Genomic DNA, 24,262 nt, shown 5'->3' on the forward strand with positions numbered 1-24,262 from the left:
TGATGCCCAGCGAGTCGGGCGCGACGACGGCGCCCGCAGGGCGCGCCCAATCGAAGAGGAAGCCACCGAACCGGAGACCCCGCACCGTGAGGTAGTCGGCCTCCGCGGGAGTGAGCTTGCGGTCGAAGGTCACCGCGAGTTCCTGCAGCGGACCCTTGAGCTGAGCCCGCGGATCCGTCTCGCCGTCCTCGACCGGGAGGCCGGAGGCATCGGTCATCATCGTCGTCATCTGCAGGGGCGTGTAGGGGTCGATGGAGAAGGGGACGTCCTCGTTGTAGTTCGGACTCGCCATGCGCATCACGTAGTCGCCCGCGGGCAACGGCGCCCCCTCCAGCTGGAACGTCCACCCGAACGTCACCGTACCGCTGTGGTTGCCCTGCCAGAAGGTGCCCAGACGGGTGGTGCCCGTCGCGTCGTACACGCCGAGGTCGACCGCGGCGTAGGTGTCCAGATTCACGCTCACCGGCAGGTTCACCTCCTTGCCGTCGATGACGGTGCCCGACTGCAGGGAGAGGTCGTCGCCGCAATTGATGGCGATGATGTCTTCGATGATGCCATCGGGCCCCACCAGGGTGGCGAGGTAGATGCCGGGTGCGAGGAGTTGGCCTGCGTCATCGCGACCGTCGAACATGAACAGATGCTCTCCGGCGGCCAGCTGGCCATCGAAAAGGGTCCGCAGCGGCAGACCGGTGAACGGGGCGCCCACGTCGAGACGCACGGTGGCGGTCTCGTAGAGCCTGAACGTCATCTCGAGGTTGCCTTCGGCCGGGCAGAAATGCCCGCTGAGGAAGCCGGATTGGGCGGCGACGTTGGTGGCCAGGAGGCACGCGCCGAGCAGTGCGACGGCCATGGTGCGGCGAGTGGGCATGACGATCCTTCCCCCGGAGGTTCGGCCTGGGTCATGAGACATATGACTATACCACACCGGCCACGCGGGCGGTGACGACCGTCATCAGCACCGACGCGGGCAGGGGAGCCGGGGGCGCCCGGGTGTCAAGGCGCCCGCGCGAATCCCGCTAAAACAGCCCCGGATCGTGCCGAAGACTAACGAAAGCGTTCCTCTGCGAACGTCTTCGCCCATCACGCTGCAAGGGAGAACCGCCAGATCATGTCCACGCCCGGAAACCCGCCGGCGCAGGCCGAAACCCGCTGGCGCGAGGAGAATCGGCGCCATTCGGCGGACCGCAGACGCCTCGAGCGCCAGTCCATGCGGAACTGGTACCTGCTGGCGTCGATCTGTGCGCTCAGTTCGATCGGCCTGCTCATGGCCGTCACGCCCGCCCTCAAGGGGCCCCTGCGCGAGTTCTGGCCCGGCGCCCGCACCGACATCGTCCTGATCGCCGGGCTGGGCGGCTCGATCCTGCTGCTCGTCCTGTACCTCACCACGCAGCAGATCAAGGTCACGCGCATGCGGTACCAGGTGCAGGCCATGGAGAACGTCGCCGGCGAGCGCCAGAAGCAGAACGCCATCCGGCTGCACGCCCTGCTGAACGTGACGCGCATGATGGGGGCGATCTCCGAGCCCATGAAGCTCTTCCAGGGCGTCACGAGCACCTGCCTCGAGGTCTTCGACTGCCAGCAGGCCAGCCTGATGCTGGTCAGCGCCGACGGCACGCGCCTCGAGATGAAGGCCGCCTCGGGCCACCGCGACACCGCCGCCCTGATGGACGTGGCCCAGCCCATCGGCGAGGGCATCGCCGGCTACGTGGCGAAGACGCGCACGCCGGTGCTGCTCGGTCCCGACTCCGACCACGAGAACTATCCCGGCATGGTCAAGCCGACCCGCGACCTGCACGCCGCCATGGTGATGCCGATCATCGTGCGCGACGAGCTCGTGGGCGTGCTGAACATCAGCAGCCGCTCGCGGGGCACGCGCTACGACGAGGAGGACCTGCAGGCGCTCGAGGTCTTCGCCATCAACGCCGGCACCTGCATCCACCACGCCGAGCGCACCGAGTGGATGCGCCAGACCATCGAGCAGTACCGCGACCGCGACCGCGACCGCGACGACGCCTCGGTCCAGAAAATCTGACAACTCCGACGCAACCGTTGTAGGATGGCTCCGTACCAGATCCCGTTGGTGCGGAGTCTTTTTCCATGTTCCCTGCGCGGAGGAGCGTCCCGATGCTGCGAGGTGGCGGTTGCCTGAAGAACGGATGCCTGGGTTGCCTGGGCATCGTGGTCCTGATCTTCGTCTTCCTGGGCGTGAACGCCATCATCGTGGCGTCGCGGTCGGGCGAGGAGAACATCCAGGACCAGGTCCGCCGCCTCGAGGACGCCGGCACCGATCCCCTGGTTGGGGCCGCGGTCGCCGTGTCCGAGGAGGGCAAGCCCGCGCCCGGACACGGCTGGCTCGTGCTCGAGCTGGGCCAGGGCGAGTTCCGCCTGCGGCCGGGCCAACCGGGCAGCGGCATCGTGGTCGAGGCCAACTACGACGAATCGATCTACGCGCTCGACGAGTACCGCCACACCTGGGCCGACTCGAGCTGGGTGTACCAGGTGCGCTTCCACCGCACCATCACCGGCCTGCAGGCGATGCTGCGCGAGCTCATGGGCGGCAACCACCAGTCGCGCGTCGACATCTTCGTCGACCCGGAACTGGCCCTCGAACTGAACATCCTGGTCACCGAGGGCGGCCTCGAGGCCGACCTGGGCGGGCTGTGGCTCACCGCCGTCGACCTGCGCTACGACAAGGGCGGCATCGCCGTCGAGGTCGACGAACCCCTGCGCGAGCCGGTCGCGTCGTTCACGGTGAACGGCCGCATGGGGGGCTGCGAGCTGGTCAAGCTGGGGAACGCGAGCCCGGCCCGGCTCGACATCCGCTGCCGCATGGGCGGCACCGCGGCCGACCTGGCCGGGGAATGGCGCAACGACTGCGACGCGCGGCTCGAGGTGGTCATGGGCGGCCTGCAGGTCGAGGTGCCCCGCAACCTGGTCCTCGACCGGGGGGCCGGCTCCGGCCTCGATCGCACCGACGTCGAGGTGCCCGAACCCACGCTGCGGATCCTCGAGCAGAAGTCGCGCATGGGCGAGATCGAGATCGACTGAGGCGGGCGCACCGCCCCGGACGCGAGACGCCGCCGGCCCCGGGGCCGGCGGCGTTCGTCTGCGGATGGCCCGGCCCGGACGTCCCTACGCGACCGGCGCGGCCGCGGGGGCGTGTCGCCGCGCGATGTGGCGCGCCAGCACCTCGGCGATGATCTCCGAGTCCATGGGCTTGGACACGTGGTCGTCCATGCCGGCGGCCAGACTGCGGCGGCGGTCCTGCTTCATGGCGTGGGCCGTCAGGGCGATGATGGGCACCTGGCGGTCGCGCGCCGGCGAGTCGGCGGCCCGGATGCGGCGGGCGGCCTCGAGACCGTCCATCTGGGGCATCTGCACGTCCATCAGGATGGCGGTGTAGTCGGCGGTGGCCACCTTCTCGAGCACCTCGAGGCCGTTGCCGGCCACGTCGACGCGGTAGCCCAGCTTCTCGAGCAGCAGTCCGGCCACGCGCTGGTTGATGGGGTTGTCCTCGGCCAGCAGGATGAGCGGCGACTCGCCGACCGCACCCGCAACGCCCGCGAGGGCCTTCTCCCGGGCCGGCCGATCGTCGCCGACGAGGGCCTTCTCCACGGGCTCGAGGGCGGCCTCGAGGCGATCGTGGTGCAGCGGCAGGGTCAGGAAGCCGTCCAGGCCGACGCCGGCCAGGTCCTCCTTCTCGATCGGGCAACCGAGCTCGCACACGAGCAGGACCGCCGCCGAGCGACCGTCGAGCGCCCGCTTGAGCTCGCCCAGCTTCTCCTTCACCGCCGCCGGGTCGTTGCAGCCACCCACGATGGTGGCGGTGAGCTTCGCGGGCAGGGGCGAACCCTTGCCGGCCAGCAGCCGCGCCGGATCCCGCTCGATGACCGGATAGCCCAGGAACTCGAGCTTGCGGGCCACGACGTAGCGCACGTGCGCCGACTCGTGGGCCACCAGCACGGGCAGGTGCTCGGGGCGCAGGTACTCGCGCCGCGCGACCTGGAAGCCCACCGTGAACCAGAACGTCGCGCCCTCGCCGACCTCGCTCTCGACCCCCGTCTGGCCGCCCATCAGCGTCACGAGCTGCTTGACGATGGCGAGGCCGAGCCCCGTGCCGCCGTATTGCCGCGTGATCGAGGCGTCTACCTGGGTGAAGCTCTGGAAGATGCGGTCCTTGCGGTCCTCGGGAATGCCGACGCCCGTGTCGCGCACCTCGAAGCGCAGCTCGGTCCAGAAGGGCTTGCTCTGCTCGGCGGTCACGACCACCTGCACCTCGCCCGCGTCGGTGAACTTCACCGCGTTGTTGGCGAGATTCGTCAGCACCTGCCGCAGCCGGCCCGGATCGCCGCGCAGGTAGCGCGCCACGCCGGGCTCGATCATGCAGCTCAGGTCCAGCTGCTTCTCGCGGGCCTTCAGCGAGATCACGTCGGCCACGTCGTCCACGACCCGGCAGAGGTCGAACTCGATGTCCTCGAGGTCGAGCTTGCCGGCCTCGATCTTCGAGAAGTCCAGGATGTCGTTGATGACGACCAGCAGGTTGCGGGCGCTCGAGTAGATCATCTCGCTGTACTCGCGCTGCTCGGGCGTCAGCTCGGTGTCGAGCATGATCGAGGTCATGCCCAGCACGCCGTTCATGGGCGTCCGGATCTCGTGGCTCATGTTGGCCAGGAAGTCGCTCTTGGCCTGGGTCGCGGCCTCGGCCGAGTCCTTGGCCTCGCGCAGCTCCTCCTCGATGCGCCGCCGCACCGCGATCTCCTGCTGCAGGTGCTGGTTGGCGCGGGTGAGGTCCTCGGTGCGCTCGGTCACGCGCCGCTCGAGCAGCCGGTTCTTGATGTCCAGCAGGCGCATGCGGTAGCGGTGCGCGCCGTAGATCGTGCTGCCCAGCAGCGTGATCGCCAGGGCGATGAACCAGGCCTGCCGGTAGAAGGGCGGGTGCACGAAGATGTCGATCGAGGCGCCCTCGGAGTTCCACACGCCGTCGTTGTTGGTGCCCCGCACCCGGAAGGTGTAGTGCCCCGGCGGCAGGTTCGTGTAGGTGGCGTGGTTGCGCGTGCCCACGTCGTTCCAGCGGTCCTCGAAGCCCTCGAGCTTGTAGGCGAAGCGGTTCTTCTCGGGCGACGCGAAGTGCAGCACCGCGAACTCGAAGCTGATCACGTTGTCGCGGTGGGTCAGGTCGATCTTGTCGGCCTCGCTGATCGAGCGCTCCATGATCACGCGGCCGTCGGCGTCGGGCCCCGGACGCACCGGACGATTGAAGATGCGGAAGTCGGTCAGCACCACCGCCGGCACGTAGGGGTTGTGCCGGATGCTGTCCGGATAGAACGCCGTGAAGCCCCGGATGCCGCCGAAGTACATCTTGCCGCTGCGCCCGGTGTGGTAGGCCCCCATGTTGAACTCGTTGTCCTGGATGCCCTCGCGCGCGGTGTAGCTCTGGATGACGCCCGAGTCGGGGTCGAACTGGGCCAGGCCGTAGTTGGTGCTGAACCAGAGGCGTCCGGCGTCGTCCTCCTGGATGCCGTAGATGGTGTTGTTGGGCAGGCCGTCGCGCTCGGTGAACCACAGGCATTCGCCCGTGTCCGCGTTCAGCAGGTTCAGGCCCGAGCTCGTGCCCACCCAGATGCGCTCCTTGCTGTCCTCGAAGATGCACAGGGCCACGTTGCCGCTCAGGCTCGTGGTGTCGTCGGGCCGGTGGCGGAAATGGTGGAAGAGCCCCGTCACCGGATCCCGGTACGAGATGCCGTTGCCCCAGGCGCTGACCCACATGCGGCCGGCGTGGTCGAACACGAGGGCCCGGATGCTGCCCTGCGGCAGGCTGTAGGGGTTGGTCGGGTCGTTCCGCAGCGAGCTGAAGGTGCCCGTGACCATGTCGTAGATCTCGATGCCGTCCATGGAGCCCATCCAGATGCGGCCCTTGCCGTCGCCCTCCATGGCGAAGATGCGGTCGGTGGCCGGCAGGGCGGCCGAGTCCGGATCGGCGGGGAAGCGCTTGAAACGCCGGGTGCGCGGATCGAAGCGGTTCAGGGCGCCGTCCCGGGCGGCCATCCAGATGCCGCCGTCGGCGTCCTCGTAGAGCTCGATGAAGCTGTTGTAGCTGGGGGCGAAGGGATTGTCCGGGTCGGCCGTGATCTGCTCCACCGAGTTCGTCTCGGGGTGGTAGATGTTCACGCCCTCCTCGGTCACGGCCCACACGTCGTTGGTGCGGTCCTCCCAGATGGCCCACACGCAGTCGTGGCTGAGGCTGGCGGGGCTGCCGGGCTGGCTGAACACGTGGTAGAACTGCTTCGCCTTGGTGTCGAGGCGGTTGGCGCCGTTGCTGGTGCCCACCCAGAGCACGCCCGTGCGGTCGAGCATGATGCTCATGACCTCGTTGTCGCTCAGGCTGGTCTCGTCCTGGGGGTCGTTCTGGAAGCCGCGGCAGCGGCCGGTGAGCGGGTCGAGCAGGTACAGGCCGCGGTGCTCGGTGCCCACCCAGACGCTGCCGTCGGCCACCTCGAGGGCGGCCGTCACCGACATTTCGGTCAGCGGCGCGGCCCCGGCGGGGCACAGGTCGAAGCGGGTGAAGCGGTCGGTCGCGGGGTCGTAGCGGCCGAGCCCGATGGTCGAGCCGAGCCACAGCTGTCCGTCGCTGCCGGCGGCGACCACGTGGATCTCGCCCGGCAGGATCGAGTCGTCGTCGGCCGGATCGTGGATCTCGTTGCGGCACAGGCCGGTGCGGGGGTCGAAGTGGGACAGGCCGCGAGAGGTGCCCACCCACAGGGTGCCGTCGGGCGCCGCCAGCAGGCTGTGCACCTCGTTCGAGGCGAGGCTCTCGGGCACCTTGGGATCGTGCAGGAAGGTCTCGAACGTTCCCGTCCCCGGCGTGAAGGCCATCAGGCCGTCGCCCAGGGTGGCCAGCCAGATGCGGCCGTCTTCGCCCACGAGCACGTCGCGCACGTCGAAGTAGTGGTGCTTGCTCGACTGGGACGGGTCGTTGCGGTAGGGGGTGAACAGGTCGAGGTTCCGGGAGTAGACGTTGAAGCCGCCGCCCTCGGTGCCCAGCCACAGGTCGCCGCGGGGGTCCTCGGCGATGCAGGTGATGTTCGGGTCGCTCAGGCTGTGCGGGCTGTCCGGATCGGTCTTGTAGGTGATGAATTTCGACCCGTCATAGCGGTTCAACCCGTCCTGGGTGCCCATCCACACGAAGCCGCGGCTGTCCTGGTGGATCGAGACGATGGAGCTCTGGGAAAGGCCGTCCTCGAGCATCAGGCGGTGGAAGCGGTACGGCAGTTCGGAATCGGCCCGGGCGGTTGCCGGCGAGGACGCCAGGAACCGGAACAACACCAGGAAGGCGAGCAGGTGTCTACGGGACATGCAGATATTTCTCCGGCTGCGGGGCCGCGGCCCCCCGGGTGGTAAGAATAGGTTTTCGAATTTTCTATCGGCCTGCGGGATGGGGACTTGAACGGGATTATCACGCGGAAAACGGGCTCGCGGGGAACAACGGGAAGGGCCGGTCCCCCCTGGGGAACCGGCCCGCAGCGGCGCCGACGGTTCCGGCCGGATCAGAGGATCGCGACCAGCGTCAGTTCGAAGGTGAGATCGTGGCCGGCCAGGGGGTGGTTCGCGTCGAGGGTGATGGTGTCCTCGGCCACCTCGATCACCCGCACGGGCATCTCGCCCTCGGGGGACTGCATGGCGAGCACCATGTCGACCTTGGGCTCGAGCCCCTCGGGCAGCTCCGAGCGGGGCACCTGGCCGATCATCTCCTCGCGCGGCTCGCCGTAGGCCTCGGCGCAGGGGATGTTCACGGTCTGGGAGTCGCCGACCGCCATGCCCACCACGGCCGCCTCGAAACCGGGAATCACCTGCCCGCTGCCGACCTCGAACGCGATGGGGTCGCGGCCCTCCGAGCTGTCGAACACCGTGCCGTCGCCGAGGGTGCCCTTGTAGTGGACCTGGACCGTCTTTCCTGCTTCAATCATGGCTCGTCCTCGCATTGGGATCCTGATGGGTTTCGCCCCAAAACTACGCGCTGGGAGTGAGAAAGCCAATGATTCGCTACAAGCGCCCCGCCGCCGACGAGTTCGCCCCCTTCTACGCGTCCTACCTGGCGAAGGTCCCTGACGACGGGCGCGACGTGCTGCATGTGCTGCGGGAATCGGGCTATTGCGTGCTCGAAGGGCTCAAATCCATCACCGACGAACAGGCGGGCTACCGCTACGCCGAGGGCAAATGGTCGGTGCGCGAGCTGGTGGGCCACCTCATCGACACCGAGCGCCTGTTCGCCTTCCGGGCCCTGTGGATCGCCCGGGGCGAGCCGGCGCCCCAGCCGGGCATGGACGAGAACGTCTGGGCCGCCCACAGCAACGCCGGCGTGCGCTCCCGGCCCGAGCTGTGGAAGGAGCACCACGTGGCCCGCACCAACCATCTCTACCTCTTCCGCTCTTTCGACGCCGCGGCCATCGCCCGGCGCGGCGAGGCCAACGGCGCCCCGGTCACGGTCAACGCCCTGCCCTGGCTGATCGCCGGCCACGAGCGCCACCACCTCGAGGTGCTGCGCGACCGCTACGGCCTCGACTGGCTCGGCTACCGGGAGCAGGAGGGCGCGGAATGAGCGACCGCGTCGTCGTCATCATCGGCACCGGCGAGCGGGACAAGGCCCTCGCCGGGACCATGTACGCCGTGAACGCCCGCAAGTACGGCTGGCTCGCCGACGTCCAGCTCGTCTTCTTCGGCCCGAGCGAGGCGCTGCTCCTGGCCGACGAGGACCTGCAGGAGATGGTCCTGGAATACGGCCGGCAGGAGGGCACCGCCCTGGCCTGCCGCTTCGTGGCCGACCGTTCCGGCGTCCGCGAGGGGCTGACGGAACTCGGCGTCGAGGTGATCTATGTGGGCGAGCGGATCTCGAACCTGATCCGCGACGGCTACGTGCCCATGGTGTGGTAGCCGGCCCCGGCGCGCGTTTCGGCCCCTTCCCCGATCCCGACCTCCGAACCCGACAGGACCCGACGTGATCTTCCGCTTCTCCCTGTACGGCTTCCTCAAGAACCAGCGCTACTTCGAGCCCTTCCTGGTGCTGAACTTCCTGGACAAGGGACTCGACTACACGGCGATCGGCTTCCTGGTCGCGATCCGCGAGTTCGCGGCCAACCTCATGGAGATCCCGTCCGGGGCGGTGGCCGACCTCTTCGGCCGCCGCCGGGCCATGATCACCTCGTTCGTGGCCTACATCGCGTCGTTCCTGATCTTCGCCTCGGCCCGCTCGTTCTGGGAGTTCGCACCGGCCATGGTGCTCTATGCGGTGGGCGACGCCTTCCGCACCGGCACCCACAAGGCCATGATCTTCAGCTGGTTGCGCGAGGAGGGCCGCCTCGACGAGAAGACCCGCGTCTACGGCTTCACCCGCTCGTGGTCGAAGCTGGGTTCGGCCCTGAGCATCGTCGTCGCCACGGCGCTGGTGGTGTGGCTGGAGGAGTACCGCTGGGTGTTCTGGCTGTCGATCGTCCCCTACGTGGCGGGCATCGCGAAATTCCTGGCCTATCCGGCCTCCCTCGACGGCGACGGCGACGGCTCGGCCTCCCCGCGCGAGGTCGTGCGGCACCTGCAGCACGCCTTCGGCGACGTGCTGCGCATCCCGCACCTGCGGCGCCTGGTGGCCGAGTCCATGGGCTTCGAGGGCGTGTTCAAGGTGGCGAAGGACTACCTGCAGCCCATGGTGCAGCAGGCCGCCCTGGCCCTGCCGCTGCTGGCGGCCCTCGCGCAGGACAAGCGCACGGCGGTCCTCGTCGGCGTGGTCTACCTGCTGGTGAACCTGCTGGCGGCGTGGGCCAGCCGCAACTCGCACCGGCTGGCGGCGTGGCGCGGGGGCGAGGAGGCGGGCGTGCGGGTCGTCTGGCTGGGCATGCTCGGCGGCTACGTCGTCATGGCGCCGCTGCTGTATTTCGGCCGCACGTTCGCGGCCATCGCCGTCTTCATCCTCATGCACCTGCTGCAGAACCTCTTCCGGCCCATGCACGTCAGCCGCTTCGACGAGTTCAGCGACGACGCCAGCGGCGCCACCATCCTCTCGGTGGAGAACCAGGCCAAGGGGATCGCCGCCATGGTGCTGGCTCCGGCCGTGGGATGGCTCGTCGACACGGTCGGCGTCGGGGGCGAGAACGGCGGCTTCTGGGTCGTCGCGGCCGTGGGCGCCGGCCTGGCCCTGCTGATGGTCCTGACCGGCGGCCGGATCCGGACGGCCTCGCGACCCCGATAACCCACCGGCCCGGTGGGGTTTGTGCTACACTGGCGGACGAACCCTCGCCCCACCATCAACGCGGAGGATCCACCATGACCCGTCTGCGACGGCCGCGGCTCCCGGCATTCCTGACCCTGCTGACCCTGCTGGCCCTGTCCGGCTGCGAGTCGGAAGGACCGGACAAGAACACGACCGCGCCGGCCACCCTCGTCTTCGCCGGCGACCGTCTGCCCCTCGGCCTGCTCGGCGCCACCTACGGCGAGACCCTCGGCGTCACCGGCGGCCGCACGCCCTACGTCTTCGCCTTCGACGCGGCCGACCTGCCGGCGGGCCTGGCCGACCAGAGCACCGCCACGGCCTTCGGGCTGGGCGGCGTGCCGACCGCCGCGGGCACCTTCACCATCCCGCTGACCGTCACCGACGCCGACAAGGCCACGGCCTCGACGGTGGTGACGGTGGTGGTGGCGGGATCGTTCGATCCGGTCGGCGGCTGGAGCTACCACACCCTGGTCACGGTGGCGAACGGCGGTTGCGACGGCGAGGAGGGCGACGAGACCACCTACGGGGTGACGATCACCCGCACGGGCACCGCGGTCACGCTGAAGGGTCTGCTGGGCGACGACGCCAACCAGGTGGCCGGCACCTGGAACGGCAACCGGCTCACCCTGACGGGCACCTATCCCGAGGACGGCGGCTTCACCACCGGCACCCACAACCTGGTCGTCTACACCCCGAACCTCATGTCGGGGCTCGAGGACTGGGACTGGGGCCCGATCGCGGGCGCGAGCACGTGCCCGGTGAGCGTCTCCCGGATCACCGCCACCCGCACGCCCTGACCCTCATCCCGGCGGCCGCGGCGCCTACCAGCCGCTCGCGGCCGCCGACACCCGCCAGTACCCGTGGTTGCCCTCGGCGTCGGCGGGCCGGATGTCCTCGACCCGCCACGTCACCGTGTGTTCGCCCGGCGTGAGCACGTCGCTCAGGTCGATGAAGGTCGGCCGCGTCACGTCGCCGGGACACCAGCCGCTGCGCGGGTAGTCGCTGCTCCACGAGCCGTCGCCCCACTTGGCGCAGTACGGGTTCACCGCCCGGAAGTCGCCGCAGTCGTCGCGCCAGGGCCGCCAGCGGTGGACCTCGACCCCGTCGACCAGGATCACGTTGTCCTTGGTGATGAACTCGTCGGCCCCCGAGCCGTCGGTGCAGTGCCCCGTGGTGATGGCCGCCACCTCGACGTAGCGCGTGCGCGGCGGCACGGTCAGGGTGGTCGTCGCCTCGGGCGCGACGGCGGTCAGGCCGCCGGCGGGAAACACGAGTCCCGTGGTCCAGCGCGGCGGGTCGACCGCGCCCACCGCGTCGGGCGTGAAGACCAGGTCGACGTCCACGGTCCAGGCCGGCGTGACCCACGTGTCGATGAAGACCTCGAATTCGCAGTGCCCGGTGAGCAGGGGCCAGGCCCGCGTCACGTCGACCACGTGGGTGATCTCGCCGCCGTAGGCCGTCATGAACCGGCACAGCTCGACGGGCGCCATGCCCGGCTTCACCAGCCGCACCCAGCCCGCGCGGTCCCAGCGGTCGTGCATGTTCCGGATGTCCTTGCGCATGGGCGACACCTTCAGCCGCAGCGTCACCTGCTGCGGTCCGGCCAGGGGCGGCAGTTCCCGGTAGGTGCGGTTCACGCGGCCGCTGTCCCGCGGGTCGGCGAAGGGCGCTTCGTAGGCAAGGGAGTCGTCCGGCGCGAAGTGGATGACGGCGTCGTCCCACAGGGTGAGCGTGTGCGGGGCCGGGGCCTCGATGCGCTCGCCGCAGCCGGCGAGGACGAGCAGGGCGAGCCCGCAGGCCAGGGTGGCGATCCGGTCGGACATGCTAGCGGTTCCCTTCGTTCGCCGCGGCGGGCGGCACCACGGACAGGATGCGGTCGAGGGTGGCGGCGTCGACGGCGAGGAAGCCCGGCGGCACCAGGCGCGGGGTCAGGGTGCGCCAGTTCTCGTCGGCGAGGAAGACTTCGCCGAAGATGTTCAGCGCCTTGTCGACGCGCCCCGAGTTGGCCAGGGCCACGGCGTGCCAGTAGCGCGCCTCGAGGTTGCCGGCGAGCAGACGCTCGGCCTCGCCGTAGTGGTGGTCGGCGGCCCGCTGGTCGCCCGCCTCGACGGCCAGGTCGCCCGCGTTCATCATCTCGTAGCCCCGGTGCAGGCCGAGCAGGCGGGTCAGCTCGGCCACGGGGTCGGGGTGGTCCTCCACGCGCAGGTCGACCAGCACGTCCTGCCAGACGTTGCCCGTGGCCTCGGCCGCCACGACGAGCAGCGCCGCCGATTGCCGGCCGCGGATGTCGCCCCCCGCGCCCTCGGCCGCGGCCAGGGCCGCCACCAGCCGCTCCGCCAGGGGCCCCCGCGTCTGCTCGAAGGCCGCCGCCATGGCCGCCGGCACCGTCCCGTTCGCCATCAGGTTCGCCTGCACCGAGAAGCCCCGACCCACGTACTGGCCGGCCTCGGCGATGCAGCGCCCGCCCGTGTGGGCGGCGGCCTCGCCCGTCGCGTCGACGAAGGCCACCTGCCGGATGGCCGCGTTCTCGTCCTGCTCGAGCAGTTCCGACAGGGCGATCGGCGCCCGCAGGCCCTGGCGCATGAGCGCCAGCCCGCGCGGCCCGTAGCTCGGATCGACCATCGACTGGGTCGCCACCGCGCCGACGCCGGCCTCGGCCCAGGGCACCAGGGCCCCGACGCTGAACCAGTGCGACTGGACGGCCACGCCCAGTTCGCCGGTCTCCAGGTCGCGGGCGACGATCGAGTAGGTCGTCACCGGCCGCAGGGGCGACGGGGGCACGGCCACGCCGTCGGCGGGGGCGAGGGCGAGAACGAGGACGAGCAGCAGGGCCGCTGCCGGCGGGGCGAGGCGCGCGGGGCGCGGAACGTGGCGCATGTTCGGTTCCTTTCGGCGAGTGGGAGGGGCCGCCGCCACTCTACACTCCCGTCCGGGCGCGCTCAACGGTACACCGCTTGCAACTCCGGTCCGAGAAGACCGCAGGCACGTTGCAGATTGACGCCGTGCAAGCAGGCAACCCGATACACGGTTGGTAGCGCCATGAACGACGACAAGACTTGGTTGATCGAGGCCGGGGACGTCCTGGAAGTCATGACCCCCGACAGGAAACCGACGCAACCCGCGCCGCGCCCGCGCGCCGAGGTGAAGATCGGCAACATCCCGCCCGCGCCGGCGAGCCAGCGCCCGGCCTTGGCGGCCACGGGCGTGCCCATCCGGCCGCTGACGGCGGTCGCCACGCCCGGCGAGCCCGCCCCGCGTCGCAAAAAGCCCGCGCCGCCGGCCAAGGGGAAGTTGCAGTTTGCCCCGCTGGCGCTGCTGACGTACGTGCTCGGACCCCTCGCGCTCTTCCTGACGCCCCGCGGGCGCCGGCAGAAGGGCTGGGTGGCCGTGGCCGGCCTGGCGGTCGGCGCCACGGCGCTGCTGGCGGGGCTGGGCTTCGACGGCATCGTCGACGCCTCGCGACCGGCGACCGTCTGGGCCTGGCTCGGACTCGTGGTGCTGGCCGTGGCCGGCGGCTTCACGGCCTGGGCGCGCGCCCTGCACCTGATCGGTGCCGAGGGCATCCCGAGCGTGAACAAGCTGCCCTGGTGGGTGCGCCGCGCCTGGACCGTCAGCGGTCTCGGCCTGGTGGCTCCCGGTTCCGGCCTGCTCATGAGCGGTCGCGCCGGCCGCGCGGCCCTGGTGCTGTGGGGCGCCTGGCCCGTGGTGGCCGCGGCGGTGCTGCTGCGGAACGGCCTGTCCCTGTGGCGCCACCACGAGACGGCCGGCTGGCTCGCCGACCACGGCGTCCTGCTCGAGCGCGGCCTGATCGCCGTCGCCGCCGTGGTCGCCCTGGGCTTCCTCGGCTACGTGGCCCAGGCCCTCGAGGGCGTCCGCCAGGTGATGGTCGAGCCCGGCCTGAAGACGCGCGTCAAGGGCGACTACTACGCCGTGGCGGTCATGGCCTTCGCCCTGGCCCTGGTCGTGGTGGCGAACCCGGCCCAGCTCGCCCGCCAGATCGACACCGGCGGCCACATCCTGCGCGAAGAGGGCTTCCGCGCGATCCCCCTCGAACTGAGCCTGCTCTCGGCGCGCCTCGATCCGGCCCGGGTCGAGTACGCCCTGCAGGCCATGGACCTGTACAGCGAACTCGGCGCCCACGAGCAGGCCGACGCCATGCGGGCCCAGCTCGACGCCAACCTCGGCCGCTACGTGGCCCTGGTGCAGCGCGAGGCGGTCAGCGAGTTCGGCCTCGCCCGCGCGGAACCGACCCGCACGCGGCCGGCCCGGGCGGCCGCGGTCGAGACGCCGGTCCAGGTGCGCACCGAGCCGACCCGCACGGTCGAGACCGCCGCGCCGGCGGTCGAGGTCACGGCGGCGCCGCCGGCCGAGCCGGTGGTCGAGAAGATCGAGCCCCTGCCGGTGGGCCTGAACGCCACCTGGTACCTCGGGGCCATGATGAAGGGCGCGCGCGGTTCGGCGCCCGACTCGTCGGCGCCCGGCAAGTAGCGGACGCGACGCTCCCGGCCACGCCCGGGAAATCTCTCCTCGTCAACCCGGGGGAGAGCAGGCAGACTCGGCCCATGAAGACCGAACGCCTGCTCTCCCTCGACGTCTTCCGGGGCCTGACCGTGGCCCTGATGATCCTCGTCAACAACCCCGGCTCGTGGGCCCACATCCACCCGCCGCTGCGCCACGCCGCCTGGCACGGCTGGACGCCCACCGATCTGGTCTTCCCGTTCTTCCTCTTCGCCGTCGGCGCCGCCATCAGCCTGGCTTTCGCGCGCCGCCGCGCCCACGGGGCCACGCCCGCCGACCTGCGCCGCAAGATCGCCGTGCGCACGGCGGCCATCTTCGTCGTGGGCCTGCTCCTGAACGGATTCCCCTACACCGAACCCGCCCATTGGCGCTGGTGGGGCGTGCTGCAGCGCATCGCCCTCTGCTACGGCGCGGCGGCCCTCGTGGTCGTCGCCACGGCGGACACGCGGCGCCGGCTCGCCGTCGCCGGCGCCGCCCTGCTCGCCTACGAACTCCTCATGCGCCTGCCCCTCGTCGCCGGCTGGGGCGGCGGCAGCTTCGCCCTCGCCGACAACTTCGTCCGCTGGGTCGACCTGCGGTGGCCCGGCGCGGCCCACCTCTACGCGGGGGCCGGCGTGCCCTTCGATCCGGAGGGCCTGGTCTCGACCCTGCCGACGGTGGCGGGCACCCTCGCCGGCGTCTTCGCCGGCGACCTGCTGCGCGCCCCCGATCCCCTCGCCGGCCGCCTGCGCCGCCTCGCCCTCGCCGGCGTCGTCGCGACCGGGACCGGTCTGGCCCTCGGCCGTCTCGAGCCGGTCAACAAGCAGCTCTGGACGGTCAGCTACACCGTCCTGACGTCGGGCCTGGCGGCGCTCCTGCTGGCGGCCTGCGCCTGGGCCCTCGACGTGCGGGGCTGGCGTCGCGGCACCGCGCCCGCCCTCGTGTTCGGCAGCAATGCCCTGCTCGCCTTCGTCGGCTCGGGTCTGCTGGCCCGCGTGCTGGCGCTGATCCGGGTGGACGACGGGGACGCCGCCGTCAGCCTCAGGACGTGGCTCTACCGCCATCTCTGCGCCGCGTGGGCGGGGCCGGTGAACGGGTCGCTGGTGTTCGCCCTGGGCACGGTGGTGCTGTGGTGGGCGCTGCTGCGGGAGCTGCATCGGCGGGGGATCTTCGTGCGGATCTGACCTTGCCTCCGTTTTGGGCCGCGGTTATGGTGCACGGGCCTCGATGAGCCCCGTCGCATTGTTTTGCTCCCGGGAAATTTTCGTCAGGCGGCCGTCGCGATCCGGGTCCGGGTCGGGACGGTTCCCGATTTCCCCCGACGGCCGGGGGAAGGAGTCCGGCGCCGTGCCGGGCTGGTTCGAAGCGAGAGGGGTCTCCCGGATTTGGCCGGTGGCCCGCGACGCTTGTGTTTGCCGGAAGACCGGCACCTGGAGAGATGGAAGATGAAGAAACTGTACGTGGGCAACCTGCCCTTCAGCGCCACCGACGACGAGCTCCGCAACCTGTTCGGCCAGCACGGCAACGTGCACAGCGTGGCCCTGATCAACGATCGGGAGACCGGCCGTCCCCGGGGCTTCGGCTTCGTGGAGATGGATGACGACGCGGCCGTGGCCGCCATGCAGGCTCTCGACGGCGCCGACATGGGCGGTCGGGCCCTGCGCGTGAACGAGGCCCAGGAGCGTCAGCGCGGCGGTGGCGGCGGCGGTGGCCGGGGCTACGGCGGCGGCGGTGGTGGCGGCGGGCGCTGGTAGTCCGGACTGTCCGCAGCGCGACCCAGGGGGCAGCGTGATCCGGCGATCGCCGCGCCCCCTCCCAGGACTCGCGGAGCCCGTGTTCGGGCCCGCTTCCCGTCGGGAACCCCGTCTTCTCCGGAAGGCGGGGTTTTTCCGTCCTCTCACCGAATTCGAACTGGATTTTTGTCAAATCAACTCAGAAATTGTTGTATAATTGAGCGGTTCGGGGGATGACCGCGCGGCCGGCTCCGTGCCGGAATGCCGCCTACCGCCAATCCGGATTCCGATCTGCACCATTCCAGTTCGAGGGAGTACCATCGTGCGCATCACTTCTCTCCGCCCGTCGCTTCGGCCGGCCCTGCTCGTCTTCACCGCGCTCATGGTGACGGGCGTCGTCGCCCTGGCGGACGCTCCGGCCGGCTACTACGACACGGTCGACGCCTCGAATGCCCTCAACCTGCGCTCGACCCTGCACGACGTCATCGACGACCACACGAAGATCCCCTACACCGCCACGAGCACCGACACCTGGGACGTGCTCGAGGCGGCCGACGAGGATCCCAACGACTCGAGCCGGATCCTCGACCTGTACCTGAACGCGAGCTACCAGAAGTGGGGCGCGGGCAACGTCGACTACGACCGTGAGCACACCTGGCCCAAGAGCTACGGCTTTCCCAACGACGGAACCAACGTCTATCCGTACACGGACTGCCACCAGCTCTTCCTCTGCGACGGCAGCCGCAACGGCTCGCGCGGCAACAAGCCCTTCGGCGCGGTCGGCGCCTCGGGCACCGAGTACACGACTCTCGTGAACGACGGCGTCGGCGGCGGTTCGGGCGTGTATCCGGGCTGGTCCAACTGGGCCGACGGCACCTACTGGGAGGTGTGGGCCGATCGCCGCGGCGACATCGCCCGCGCCATGTTCTACATGGACGTGCGCTACGAGGGCGGCACCAACGGCAACAGTGGCGCCGTGGAGCCCGACCTGATCCTGACCGACAACCTGACCCTCATCGAGAATTCGAACACCGGCAGCAACGAGACGACGGCCTACATGGGGCTGCTCTCGGTGCTCCTGCAGTGGCACCTCGCGGATCCCGTCGACGCGGGCGAGATGCTGCGCAACGACATCGTCTACGGCTTCCAGGGCAACCGGAACCCCTTCGTCGACCACCCCGATTGGGCCGAGTGCCTCTTCGGCACCGGTTGCGGCGGCGGCGACGTGACGCCTCCCGCGATCCCGGCCGGCCTGGTCGGCGCCCCCGGCAACGGCGTGGCCCACCTCGACTGGAACGACAACGGCGAGGGCGACCTGGCCGGCTACTCGGTCTACCGCTCCACCGTGACGGGCGGCCCCTACTCGAAGCAGAACGTCGGCCTGGTCGGCGCGAGCCAGTACGACGACAACGCCGTCCTGAACGGCAGCACCTACTTCTACGTGGTCACCGCCACCGACCTGTCGGGCAACGAGTCCGGCTTCTCGACGGAGACCTCGGTGACGCCGGCCGGCAGCGGCACCGGCGGCCCGGTCGTGTGGGTGAACGAGTTCCACTACGACAACGCCAGCACCGACGTGGGCGAGTTCTTCGAGATCGCCGGCACCGCGGGCACCAGCCTCGCCGGCTGGTCGCTGATCGGCTACAGCGGCAACGGCGGCCTGCTCTACGACACGATCCCGCTGTCGGGCGTGCTGCCCGACCAGCAGAACGGCTACGGCACCAGGAGCTTCCTCATGCCCGGCCTGCAGAACGGTGCGCCGGACGGCTTCGCGCTGGTCGACGACATGGGCCAGGTCGTGCAGTTCCTCAGCTACGAGGGCACCTTCACCGCCGCGGACGGCGCGGCGTCGGGCCTGCAGTCGATCGACGTCGGCGTGACCGAGACCAGCGCCACGCCCGCGGGCTTCTCGCTGCAGCTGGTCGGCTCGGGCAGCTCCTACGACGACTTCACCTGGTCGTCGGCCATCGCCGAGACCCCGGACCAGCCCAACACCGGCCAGACCTTCATCGGCGTCTCGGCGGTGGGCGACGTGCCCGGGCGCGGCGCGGTGGCGATCTCCGCGGCCTACCCGAACCCGTTCAACCCGGCCACCAACATCCGCTGGACCCTGGCCCGTCCCGGCCACGTGCGCATCGCCATCTTCAACGTGAAGGGCGAGCTGGTGCGCACGCTGCTCGACGAGAGCCACGCCGCGGGCGAGTTCGAGCTGCGCTGGAACGGCCTCTCCGACGCCGGCCGCATGGCCCCCAGCGGGGCCTACTTCTGCCGCATCGCCGGCGGGGGCCAGGTCGACACGCGGCCGCTGCTGCTGCTGAAGTAGCCGGACGCGCGAACACGAGGCACGTCGACGGGGAGCCCGCAGGGGCTCCCCGTCTTCGCACGGGAAACCGCCCTGTCGGCCGCGAAACAGGAGAAATCTGGTTCTTTTTGGCCCCCGTTGCGCTACAATGGGAGACCGGAACCGGTCCGCTTCCCATCTCGCCGCCCCGACAGGTGCCCATGAAGCTGCACGCGAAGCTCAATCTCATCCTGGTGGTGACGTTTGCCCTGGGCCTGGTGCCCGCCGGCTACGTGCTGCGCGGCCAGTTGCGGGCCAACGCCCGCGACCAGGTCGTGGCCAACGCCCGCATCATGATGGAAACGGCCATGGCCATGCGCAGCTACACCGTCCAGCAGGTCAAGCCGCTCCTCGCCGACCAGCTCGACCGCACCTTCCTGCCCCAGACGGTGCCCGCCTACTCGGCGACGGAGATCTTCAACACGCTGCGCGAGAGCAATCCCGACTACACCTACAAGGAAGCCACGCTCAACCCGACCAACCCGCGCAACCGGGCCGTCGACTGGGAGACCGACCTGGTCAACGAGTTCCGCCGCGACGCGCAGACGGCCGAACTGGTGGGCGAGCGCGACACGCCCCTCGGTCCGGCGCTGTACCTCAGCCACCCCATCCGGGTCAGCGACGCGGCGTGCCTCTCCTGCCACACGACGCCGGCCGCCGCGCCGCCGTCCATGCTGGCCCTGTACGGCGAGAACAACGGCTTCGGCTGGAAGATGAACGAGACCATCGGCGCCCAGATCGTGCAGGTGCCCATGACGACTCCCATCGCCATGGCCGACGACGCCTTCCGCACCCTCATGCTCACCCTGGTGGGCATCTTCGTGGTCGTGCTGCTGCTGCTGAACGTGCTGCTGCAGCTGCTCGTGGTGCGGCCGATCCGGCGCCTGGCGCAGATGGCCGACGCCGTCAGCCGCGGCGACCTGGAGGCCGACGAGGTGCGCCTCGGCGGCGGCGACGAGTTGGGCGTGCTGGCCGATTCGTTCAACCGCATGCGCATCAGCCTGGTGAAGGCCCTCGGCCTGCTCGGGGAGGACTGACGTGCGCCCGGTGTGCCTGCCCGAGAAGTACGAGATCATCGGCACCCTCGGCGAGGGGGGCATGGGCACGGTGTACCACGCGCGCGACCGCATCCTCGACCGCCAGGTGGCCCTGAAGGTGCTTTCGGACAAGGTGGCCGACGACCCGCAGTTCGTGCAGCGCTTCACCACCGAGGCGCGGGCCGCGGCCAGCCTGAACCACCCGCACATCGTCCAGATCTACGAGTTCGGCCAGACGGGGGGCGGCCACTTCCTGGCCATGGAGCTCGTCGACGGCCCCAGCCTCAAGGCCGAGCTCAAACGCCGCGGCCGCTTCACCGAGGCCCAGACCATCGCGCTGGCGCGCCAGGCCTGCGCCGCGCTCGCGGTGGCCCACGCGGCCAACGTCGTGCACCGCGACATCAAGCCCGACAACATCATGTTCACCCGCGACGGCCGCCTCAAGCTGGTCGACCTGGGCCTGGCCAAGCGCCTCAGCGACGACAGCGGCCACACCATGACGGGCCAGAGCATGGGCACGCCCCACTTCATCTCGCCCGAGCAGATCCTCGGCCAGGGCGAGGTCGACGCGCGGGCCGACATCTATTCCCTGGGCGCCACCCTCTACTACCTGGCCACCGGTGCGGTGCCCTTCGAGGGCTCGAGCGGTCCGCACATCATGAGCCGCCACCTCAACGACCCGCTGCCCGATCCGCGGCTCAAGGCGCCCGATCTCGGCGCGGGCTTCTGCCGGGTGCTGGGCCGCATGATGGCCAAGTCGACCCTCGATCGCTACCAGACCGTGGCCGACGTCGACGCCGACCTGCTGCGCCTGCAGCGCGGGGCCGACCTGGGGCCGGTGGGGCCCGTCGCCTCGGCCGTCGAGGAGACGATCTTCATCTCGTCGCCCGACCTCGCTTCCGACCACGACACGGGCATCGGCGCGCCGCCCCTGCCCAGCTGGGACCAGGACGAGCTGCGCCGCATGGCCGACGCCCTGGCCCGCCACGTGGGCCCGGTGGCGCCGGCGCTGGTGAAGCAGGCCTGCCGCACCGCGTCCACGCGGGCCGAACTCGTCGACCGCCTGGCCGACCAGATCCCCGCCGCCGCCGGCCGCGACACCTTCCGCGCCAAGTGCGAGCGCCTGGCCGCAGGCGGCGAGACGACCCTCCTGCCCACCGGCCTGGACCTGACCCAGCCCCTGCCCGCCGCCGACCCCGACACCGGCGCCGACCCGGGGGCCACCGTCGCCATGCCCACCACCGAGATCACCGCCGCCGGCCGCCTCGACGCCGCCGTGCCGCCGGTCTTCCGCCTCGACGCCGCCACCGAAGCCCGCGTCGTGGCGGCCCTGGCGGCCCACGTGGGGCCGGTGGCGAAGGTGCTGGTGAAACGGGAGCTGAAGCAGGCACGGGATCTGGGGGACCTGGCCACGCGGCTGGGCAGCAACGTCGACGACGCCGGTGCCCAGGCCGCCTTCACGAGCCTGGTGCGCGGGCTGGGCTGAGCGGCCGTCGGCGCCCGCCTACCACTTCACCAGCCGCACGTCCTCCACCAGCTTCACGATCCGCCGGTTGCGCTGGGCCGCGAACACGACTGCGCTGCCGTCCGGCGCCACGCCCAGCGACTCGGTCTCGTAGCGCTCGGCGAAGCCCGCCAGGGGAATGCGGGTGTCCAGGGTGTCGTGGCCGATGCGGAACTCCTGCCAGAAGATGCCGCTGGTGCCCTCGGGCGACTGCCCGATGTAGACGATGCCGCGGCCGTCGGCCGCCCAGCGGGCCCGTCCGTAGACCACGTCGCGGTCGCGCTTCAGCACCGGGATCACGACCTCGAAGTCGACGTCCTCGCCCGTGGCGATCTCCACGACCTTGATCACGAAGTCGAGGCTGCGCACCACCGAGTACAGGGCGTAGCGCCCGTCGGGCGACACCTCCGGCAGCAGGTTCGCGCCCGGCGCGATGATCGAGGCCTCGCTGCCGTCGGGCCGGATGCGCCAGATGCCGATCTTGGCGCTGGCGCCGCTCGAGTGGACGACCCACTCGCCGTCCGGGGTCATGGTCGGGTTTTCGGCGTCCTCGCCGTCGTTGGTCACCTGGCGTGCGTTGCCGGCGTCGGCGTTGGCCATCCACACCTCCATGTGGCCGCCCCGGTCCGAGCTCCACAGCAGGTGCCGCCCGTCGGGCGTGTAGGCCGGATCCCAGTCGTGGGCCGGATCGTCGGTCACCTGGCGCACCTCGCGCGTGGCCAGGTCGACGGTCCAGAGGTCGATGTTGCCCGCCCGGTTCGACGAGAACAGCACCTTGGTGCCGTCGGGCGAGAAGACGGGCTGGCGGTCGCGGCCCATGCTCGCGGTGAGCAGCCGGGCCGGGCCGGCCGGGCGTCCGTCCACCAGGTCGACGATCATCAGCTCGGAATACTGCTCGTGCTCGTCGAAAACGACCTGGTGGTCGTTGATGGCGTCGATGGAGGTGTAGCCCCAGCCGCCGCGCGGCATGCGGAACGTCGACCAGAACAGGGGACGACTCGTGCCGGCCTCGACGTCGATCTGCATGGCCAGGGCCGGCGCGCCGGACATGAAGCTGAGCAGGTCGATGCCCTGGCCCACGAGCACCGACGACCCGTCGGCCGACCAGTGCGGGCCGGTGAAGGCTCCCGTCCACGGCGTGGCCTCGACGGTGCGCTCGTCGCCCGTGTCGAGATCGTGCAGCCAGAAGACGTTGGCGATCATCTTGTTCCCGGTCAGGGAGGTCTCGGAGAAGGAGATGCGCCGGCTCCCCGGCACCCAGCGCAGCCCGTACACGAGGCGATTCTCGATGGTGCGGACGATGCGCTCCTCGCCGGACTGGATGTCGGCGACGCCGATGGTGACGATGTTGTTGCCGTCGACGGGCGTCATGCGGCTGAACACGACCTGGTTGCCGTCGGGCGACCAGTCGGCCTCGACGACGTCGCTCATCAGGCGCCGCGGGTTGCCGCCGAGCAGGGCCTGGCGGTAGAGGTCGCGCTGGAAGCCCTCGTCGCGGGCGAAGAGGATGTGCGAGCCGTCGGGCGAGAAGCGGGGCCGGTCGTCGGCGCCCTGCGTGAGCGGGGCCTCGTTGCCCGTGGCCAGCTGCTTGATCCAGATGCGCGTGCGGCCGTCGCGGTCTGAGACGAAGGCGATCGTCTTGCCGTCGGGCGAGGCGTCGGGCGCCCAGTCGCGGCCGGAGTAGGTCAGGTTGAGGATGCGGGCGGGCACGGGCGTCTCCGCCGCCGGCGAGCCCAGCTTCAGCCCGACGAGGGCGGCCACCGCGACCCAGCCGACGACCGCCGCGATGACCACGCCGCGGCGCGACCGCGCCGGTGGGGCGTCGTCGCCCGCGGCGGGGCCGTCCGTCGCCCCGTCGTCCTCGCCGCCGAGCACCGCGTCGATCTCCAGCCGGGCGTCGGCGATGTCGTGCAGGCGCTCGGTCGGGTCCTTGCGCAGGCAGCGCCGCAGCAGGCGGCGCACTCCGGGCGACAGTCCGTCCGGCAGGCCCGACCAGTCGGGCTCGCCGCGCAGCACGGCGGCGATGGTGTCGCTCGCCGTCTCGCCGGGATGGGCCCGCACGCCGGTGAGCATCTCGAACAGCACGCAGCCGAAGGCCCAGATGTCGGTGCGCCGGTCGACGGCCTTGCCGCGGGCCTGCTCGGGCGACATGTAGGCCGCCGTGCCCAGCACCGACCCGGCCACCGTCATCTCGGAGGTGACGGTCGGCAGGCTGCCCGGATCGGGCGCGGCCGCATCGTCGCCCTGGTAGATCTTGGCCAGGCCGAAGTCGAGCACCTTCACCCGGTCGTCGTCGCCCACCTTCACGTTGGCGGGCTTCAGGTCGCGGTGGACGATGCCCTTGCCGTGGGCGGCCTCCAGGGCCAGGGCGATCTGGCGCGCGATGGCCAGGGCGCGGCCCTCGGACAGGGCGCCCGCGGCCAGGCGTTCGGACAGGTCGGCCCCCGCGACCAGCTCCATCACCAGGAAGTGATGGCCGTCCATCTCCTCGAGGCTGTGGATCCCGGCCACGTGGGGGTGGCTGAAGGCGGCCAGGGCCTTGGCCTCGGCGTGGAAGCGGGCGTGGCGGCCGGGGTCGGCCGTGAAGGCGGGGGGCAGGAACTTGAGGGCGACGCGGCGGCCGAGACGGTTGTCGACGGCCGCCCAGACCTCGCCCATGCCGCCGACACCCAGACGGTCCTCGATGGTGTAGTGGCCCAGGACCAGTCCGCTCTGCATGGAGATCCGTTTCGCTGGAGGCTGCGGCCACCCTCAGGGCGGGGCGACTTCGGGGGGCAGCATACAGGGAATCGGGCGATCGTGCATCCGCCGATGAGGTTGGCATCACAGGTGAAAAATGTCCTCATTTTCATAGTTAAAAAATAAACAAGTTTTCCTTGCCCATCGCCCCAC

General features: G+C 70.7%; 18 protein-coding genes. 12 read left to right on the forward strand and 6 right to left on the reverse strand.

All coding sequences use genetic code 11. From position 1 onward, the window contains the following. The coding region (locus tag KDM41_00490; GenBank protein MCB1181888.1) for a hypothetical protein at nucleotides 1-868 on the reverse strand (868 nt) is incomplete at its 3' end. Nucleotides 869-1,108: 240 nt separating this feature from the next. Between KDM41_00490 and KDM41_00495 the strand changes: the two genes are divergently transcribed. Further along, the gene (locus tag KDM41_00495) at nucleotides 1,109-2,032 is read left to right on the forward strand and encodes a GAF domain-containing protein (protein ID MCB1181889.1); all 924 of its coding nucleotides are present in this window, start codon (nucleotides 1,109-1,111) and stop codon (nucleotides 2,030-2,032) included. Nucleotides 2,033-2,124: 92 nt separating this feature from the next. Further along, a complete protein-coding gene (locus KDM41_00500; GenBank protein ID MCB1181890.1) occupies nucleotides 2,125-3,048 on the forward strand; it encodes a hypothetical protein in 924 nt (307 codons plus the stop codon). An 84-nt stretch (nucleotides 3,049-3,132) separates the two neighbouring features. On the opposite strand, the gene KDM41_00505 is transcribed toward KDM41_00500, so the two are convergent. Both KDM41_00505 and KDM41_00510 read right to left on the reverse strand, forming a co-directional pair. After that, nucleotides 3,133-7,353 carry a response regulator gene (locus KDM41_00505; GenBank protein ID MCB1181891.1) on the reverse strand — a complete coding sequence of 1,407 codons (4,221 nt, stop codon included), beginning with the start codon at nucleotides 7,351-7,353 and terminating at the stop codon, nucleotides 3,133-3,135. A 191-nt stretch (nucleotides 7,354-7,544) separates the two neighbouring features. Further along, complete coding sequence (locus KDM41_00510) at nucleotides 7,545-7,964, reverse strand: peptidylprolyl isomerase (GenBank protein MCB1181892.1); 420 nt, start codon at nucleotides 7,962-7,964, stop codon at nucleotides 7,545-7,547. A 68-nt stretch (nucleotides 7,965-8,032) separates the two neighbouring features. Here KDM41_00510 and KDM41_00515 point away from each other — a divergent pair, with 68 nt between their 5' ends. The 4 genes from KDM41_00515 (at nucleotide 8,033) to KDM41_00530 (ending at nucleotide 11,055) form a co-directional block, all read left to right on the forward strand. After that, a complete protein-coding gene (locus KDM41_00515) occupies nucleotides 8,033-8,596 on the forward strand; it encodes a DinB family protein (GenBank protein ID MCB1181893.1) in 564 nt (187 codons plus the stop codon). Then, on the forward strand, nucleotides 8,593-8,928 hold the full coding sequence (locus tag KDM41_00520) for a hypothetical protein (protein MCB1181894.1): 336 nt from the start codon (nucleotides 8,593-8,595) through the stop codon (nucleotides 8,926-8,928). Before KDM41_00515 ends, KDM41_00520 begins: the two co-directional genes overlap by 4 nt. A gap of 64 nt (nucleotides 8,929-8,992) precedes the next feature. Beyond that, nucleotides 8,993-10,237, forward strand: a complete 1,245-nt coding sequence (locus KDM41_00525) for an MFS transporter (GenBank protein MCB1181895.1) — start codon at nucleotides 8,993-8,995, stop codon at nucleotides 10,235-10,237. 74 nt (nucleotides 10,238-10,311) lie between these two features. Beyond that, entirely contained in the window at nucleotides 10,312-11,055 is a 744-nt protein-coding gene (locus tag KDM41_00530) for a hypothetical protein (GenBank protein MCB1181896.1), read from the forward strand. Nucleotides 11,056-11,079: 24 nt separating this feature from the next. On the opposite strand, the gene KDM41_00535 is transcribed toward KDM41_00530, so the two are convergent. Together KDM41_00535 and KDM41_00540 are read right to left on the reverse strand one after the other, a co-directional pair. After that, entirely contained in the window at nucleotides 11,080-12,081 is a 1,002-nt protein-coding gene (locus KDM41_00535) for a hypothetical protein (GenBank protein ID MCB1181897.1), read from the reverse strand. A 1-nt stretch (nucleotide 12,082) separates the two neighbouring features. After that, entirely contained in the window at nucleotides 12,083-13,135 is a 1,053-nt protein-coding gene (locus tag KDM41_00540; protein MCB1181898.1) for a DUF1028 domain-containing protein, read from the reverse strand. Nucleotides 13,136-13,297: 162 nt separating this feature from the next. Between KDM41_00540 and KDM41_00545 the strand changes: the two genes are divergently transcribed. The 6 genes from KDM41_00545 to KDM41_00570 all read left to right on the forward strand — a co-directional run bounded on the left by KDM41_00545 (nucleotide 13,298) and on the right by KDM41_00570 (nucleotide 21,352). After that, nucleotides 13,298-14,746: a hypothetical protein gene (locus tag KDM41_00545; GenBank protein ID MCB1181899.1), complete on the forward strand. Its 1,449-nt coding sequence runs from the start codon at nucleotides 13,298-13,300 to the stop codon at nucleotides 14,744-14,746. A gap of 74 nt (nucleotides 14,747-14,820) precedes the next feature. Further along, nucleotides 14,821-15,939 carry a DUF1624 domain-containing protein gene (locus tag KDM41_00550; GenBank protein ID MCB1181900.1) on the forward strand — a complete coding sequence of 373 codons (1,119 nt, stop codon included), beginning with the start codon at nucleotides 14,821-14,823 and terminating at the stop codon, nucleotides 15,937-15,939. A 261-nt stretch (nucleotides 15,940-16,200) separates the two neighbouring features. Further along, nucleotides 16,201-16,509 carry an RNA-binding protein gene (locus tag KDM41_00555; GenBank protein MCB1181901.1) on the forward strand — a complete coding sequence of 103 codons (309 nt, stop codon included), beginning with the start codon at nucleotides 16,201-16,203 and terminating at the stop codon, nucleotides 16,507-16,509. A 301-nt stretch (nucleotides 16,510-16,810) separates the two neighbouring features. After that, complete coding sequence (locus KDM41_00560) at nucleotides 16,811-18,811, forward strand: endonuclease (GenBank protein ID MCB1181902.1); 2,001 nt, start codon at nucleotides 16,811-16,813, stop codon at nucleotides 18,809-18,811. A 179-nt stretch (nucleotides 18,812-18,990) separates the two neighbouring features. Next, the gene (locus KDM41_00565) at nucleotides 18,991-19,866 is read left to right on the forward strand and encodes a DUF3365 domain-containing protein (GenBank protein ID MCB1181903.1); all 876 of its coding nucleotides are present in this window, start codon (nucleotides 18,991-18,993) and stop codon (nucleotides 19,864-19,866) included. Nucleotide 19,867: 1 nt separating this feature from the next. Beyond that, entirely contained in the window at nucleotides 19,868-21,352 is a 1,485-nt protein-coding gene (locus tag KDM41_00570; protein ID MCB1181904.1) for a serine/threonine protein kinase, read from the forward strand. Between the two features lie 18 nt (nucleotides 21,353-21,370). Here KDM41_00570 and KDM41_00575 read toward each other — a convergent pair whose 3' ends face one another. Next, nucleotides 21,371-24,088, reverse strand: coding sequence for a PD40 domain-containing protein (locus KDM41_00575; GenBank protein MCB1181905.1), 2,718 nt, complete (start codon nucleotides 24,086-24,088; stop codon nucleotides 21,371-21,373). Between the last annotated feature and the right edge of the window lie 174 nt (nucleotides 24,089-24,262).

It is taken from the genome of bacterium, assembly GCA_020440705.1.
GTDB lineage: Bacteria > Krumholzibacteriota > Krumholzibacteriia > LZORAL124-64-63 > LZORAL124-64-63 > JAGRNP01.

Bases quoted from the DNA above. Each gene is read 5' to 3' on its own strand.
- KDM41_00495 (MCB1181889.1), top strand. From the start codon at position 1,109: ATGTCCACGCCCGGAAACCCGCCGGCGCAGGCCGAAACCCGCTGGCGC.
- KDM41_00500 (MCB1181890.1), top strand. From the start codon at position 2,125: ATGCTGCGAGGTGGCGGTTGCCTGAAGAACGGATGCCTGGGTTGCCTG.
- KDM41_00505 (MCB1181891.1), bottom strand. From the start codon at position 7,353: ATGTCCCGTAGACACCTGCTCGCCTTCCTGGTGTTGTTCCGGTTCCTG.
- KDM41_00510 (MCB1181892.1), bottom strand. From the start codon at position 7,964: ATGATTGAAGCAGGAAAGACGGTCCAGGTCCACTACAAGGGCACCCTC.
- KDM41_00515 (MCB1181893.1), top strand. From the start codon at position 8,033: ATGATTCGCTACAAGCGCCCCGCCGCCGACGAGTTCGCCCCCTTCTAC.
- KDM41_00520 (MCB1181894.1), top strand. From the start codon at position 8,593: ATGAGCGACCGCGTCGTCGTCATCATCGGCACCGGCGAGCGGGACAAG.
- KDM41_00530 (MCB1181896.1), top strand. From the start codon at position 10,312: ATGACCCGTCTGCGACGGCCGCGGCTCCCGGCATTCCTGACCCTGCTG.
- KDM41_00535 (MCB1181897.1), bottom strand. From the start codon at position 12,081: ATGTCCGACCGGATCGCCACCCTGGCCTGCGGGCTCGCCCTGCTCGTC.
- KDM41_00540 (MCB1181898.1), bottom strand. From the start codon at position 13,135: ATGCGCCACGTTCCGCGCCCCGCGCGCCTCGCCCCGCCGGCAGCGGCC.
- KDM41_00545 (MCB1181899.1), top strand. From the start codon at position 13,298: ATGAACGACGACAAGACTTGGTTGATCGAGGCCGGGGACGTCCTGGAA.
- KDM41_00550 (MCB1181900.1), top strand. From the start codon at position 14,821: ATGAAGACCGAACGCCTGCTCTCCCTCGACGTCTTCCGGGGCCTGACC.
- KDM41_00555 (MCB1181901.1), top strand. From the start codon at position 16,201: ATGAAGAAACTGTACGTGGGCAACCTGCCCTTCAGCGCCACCGACGAC.
- KDM41_00565 (MCB1181903.1), top strand. From the start codon at position 18,991: ATGAAGCTGCACGCGAAGCTCAATCTCATCCTGGTGGTGACGTTTGCC.
- KDM41_00575 (MCB1181905.1), bottom strand. From the start codon at position 24,088: ATGCAGAGCGGACTGGTCCTGGGCCACTACACCATCGAGGACCGTCTG.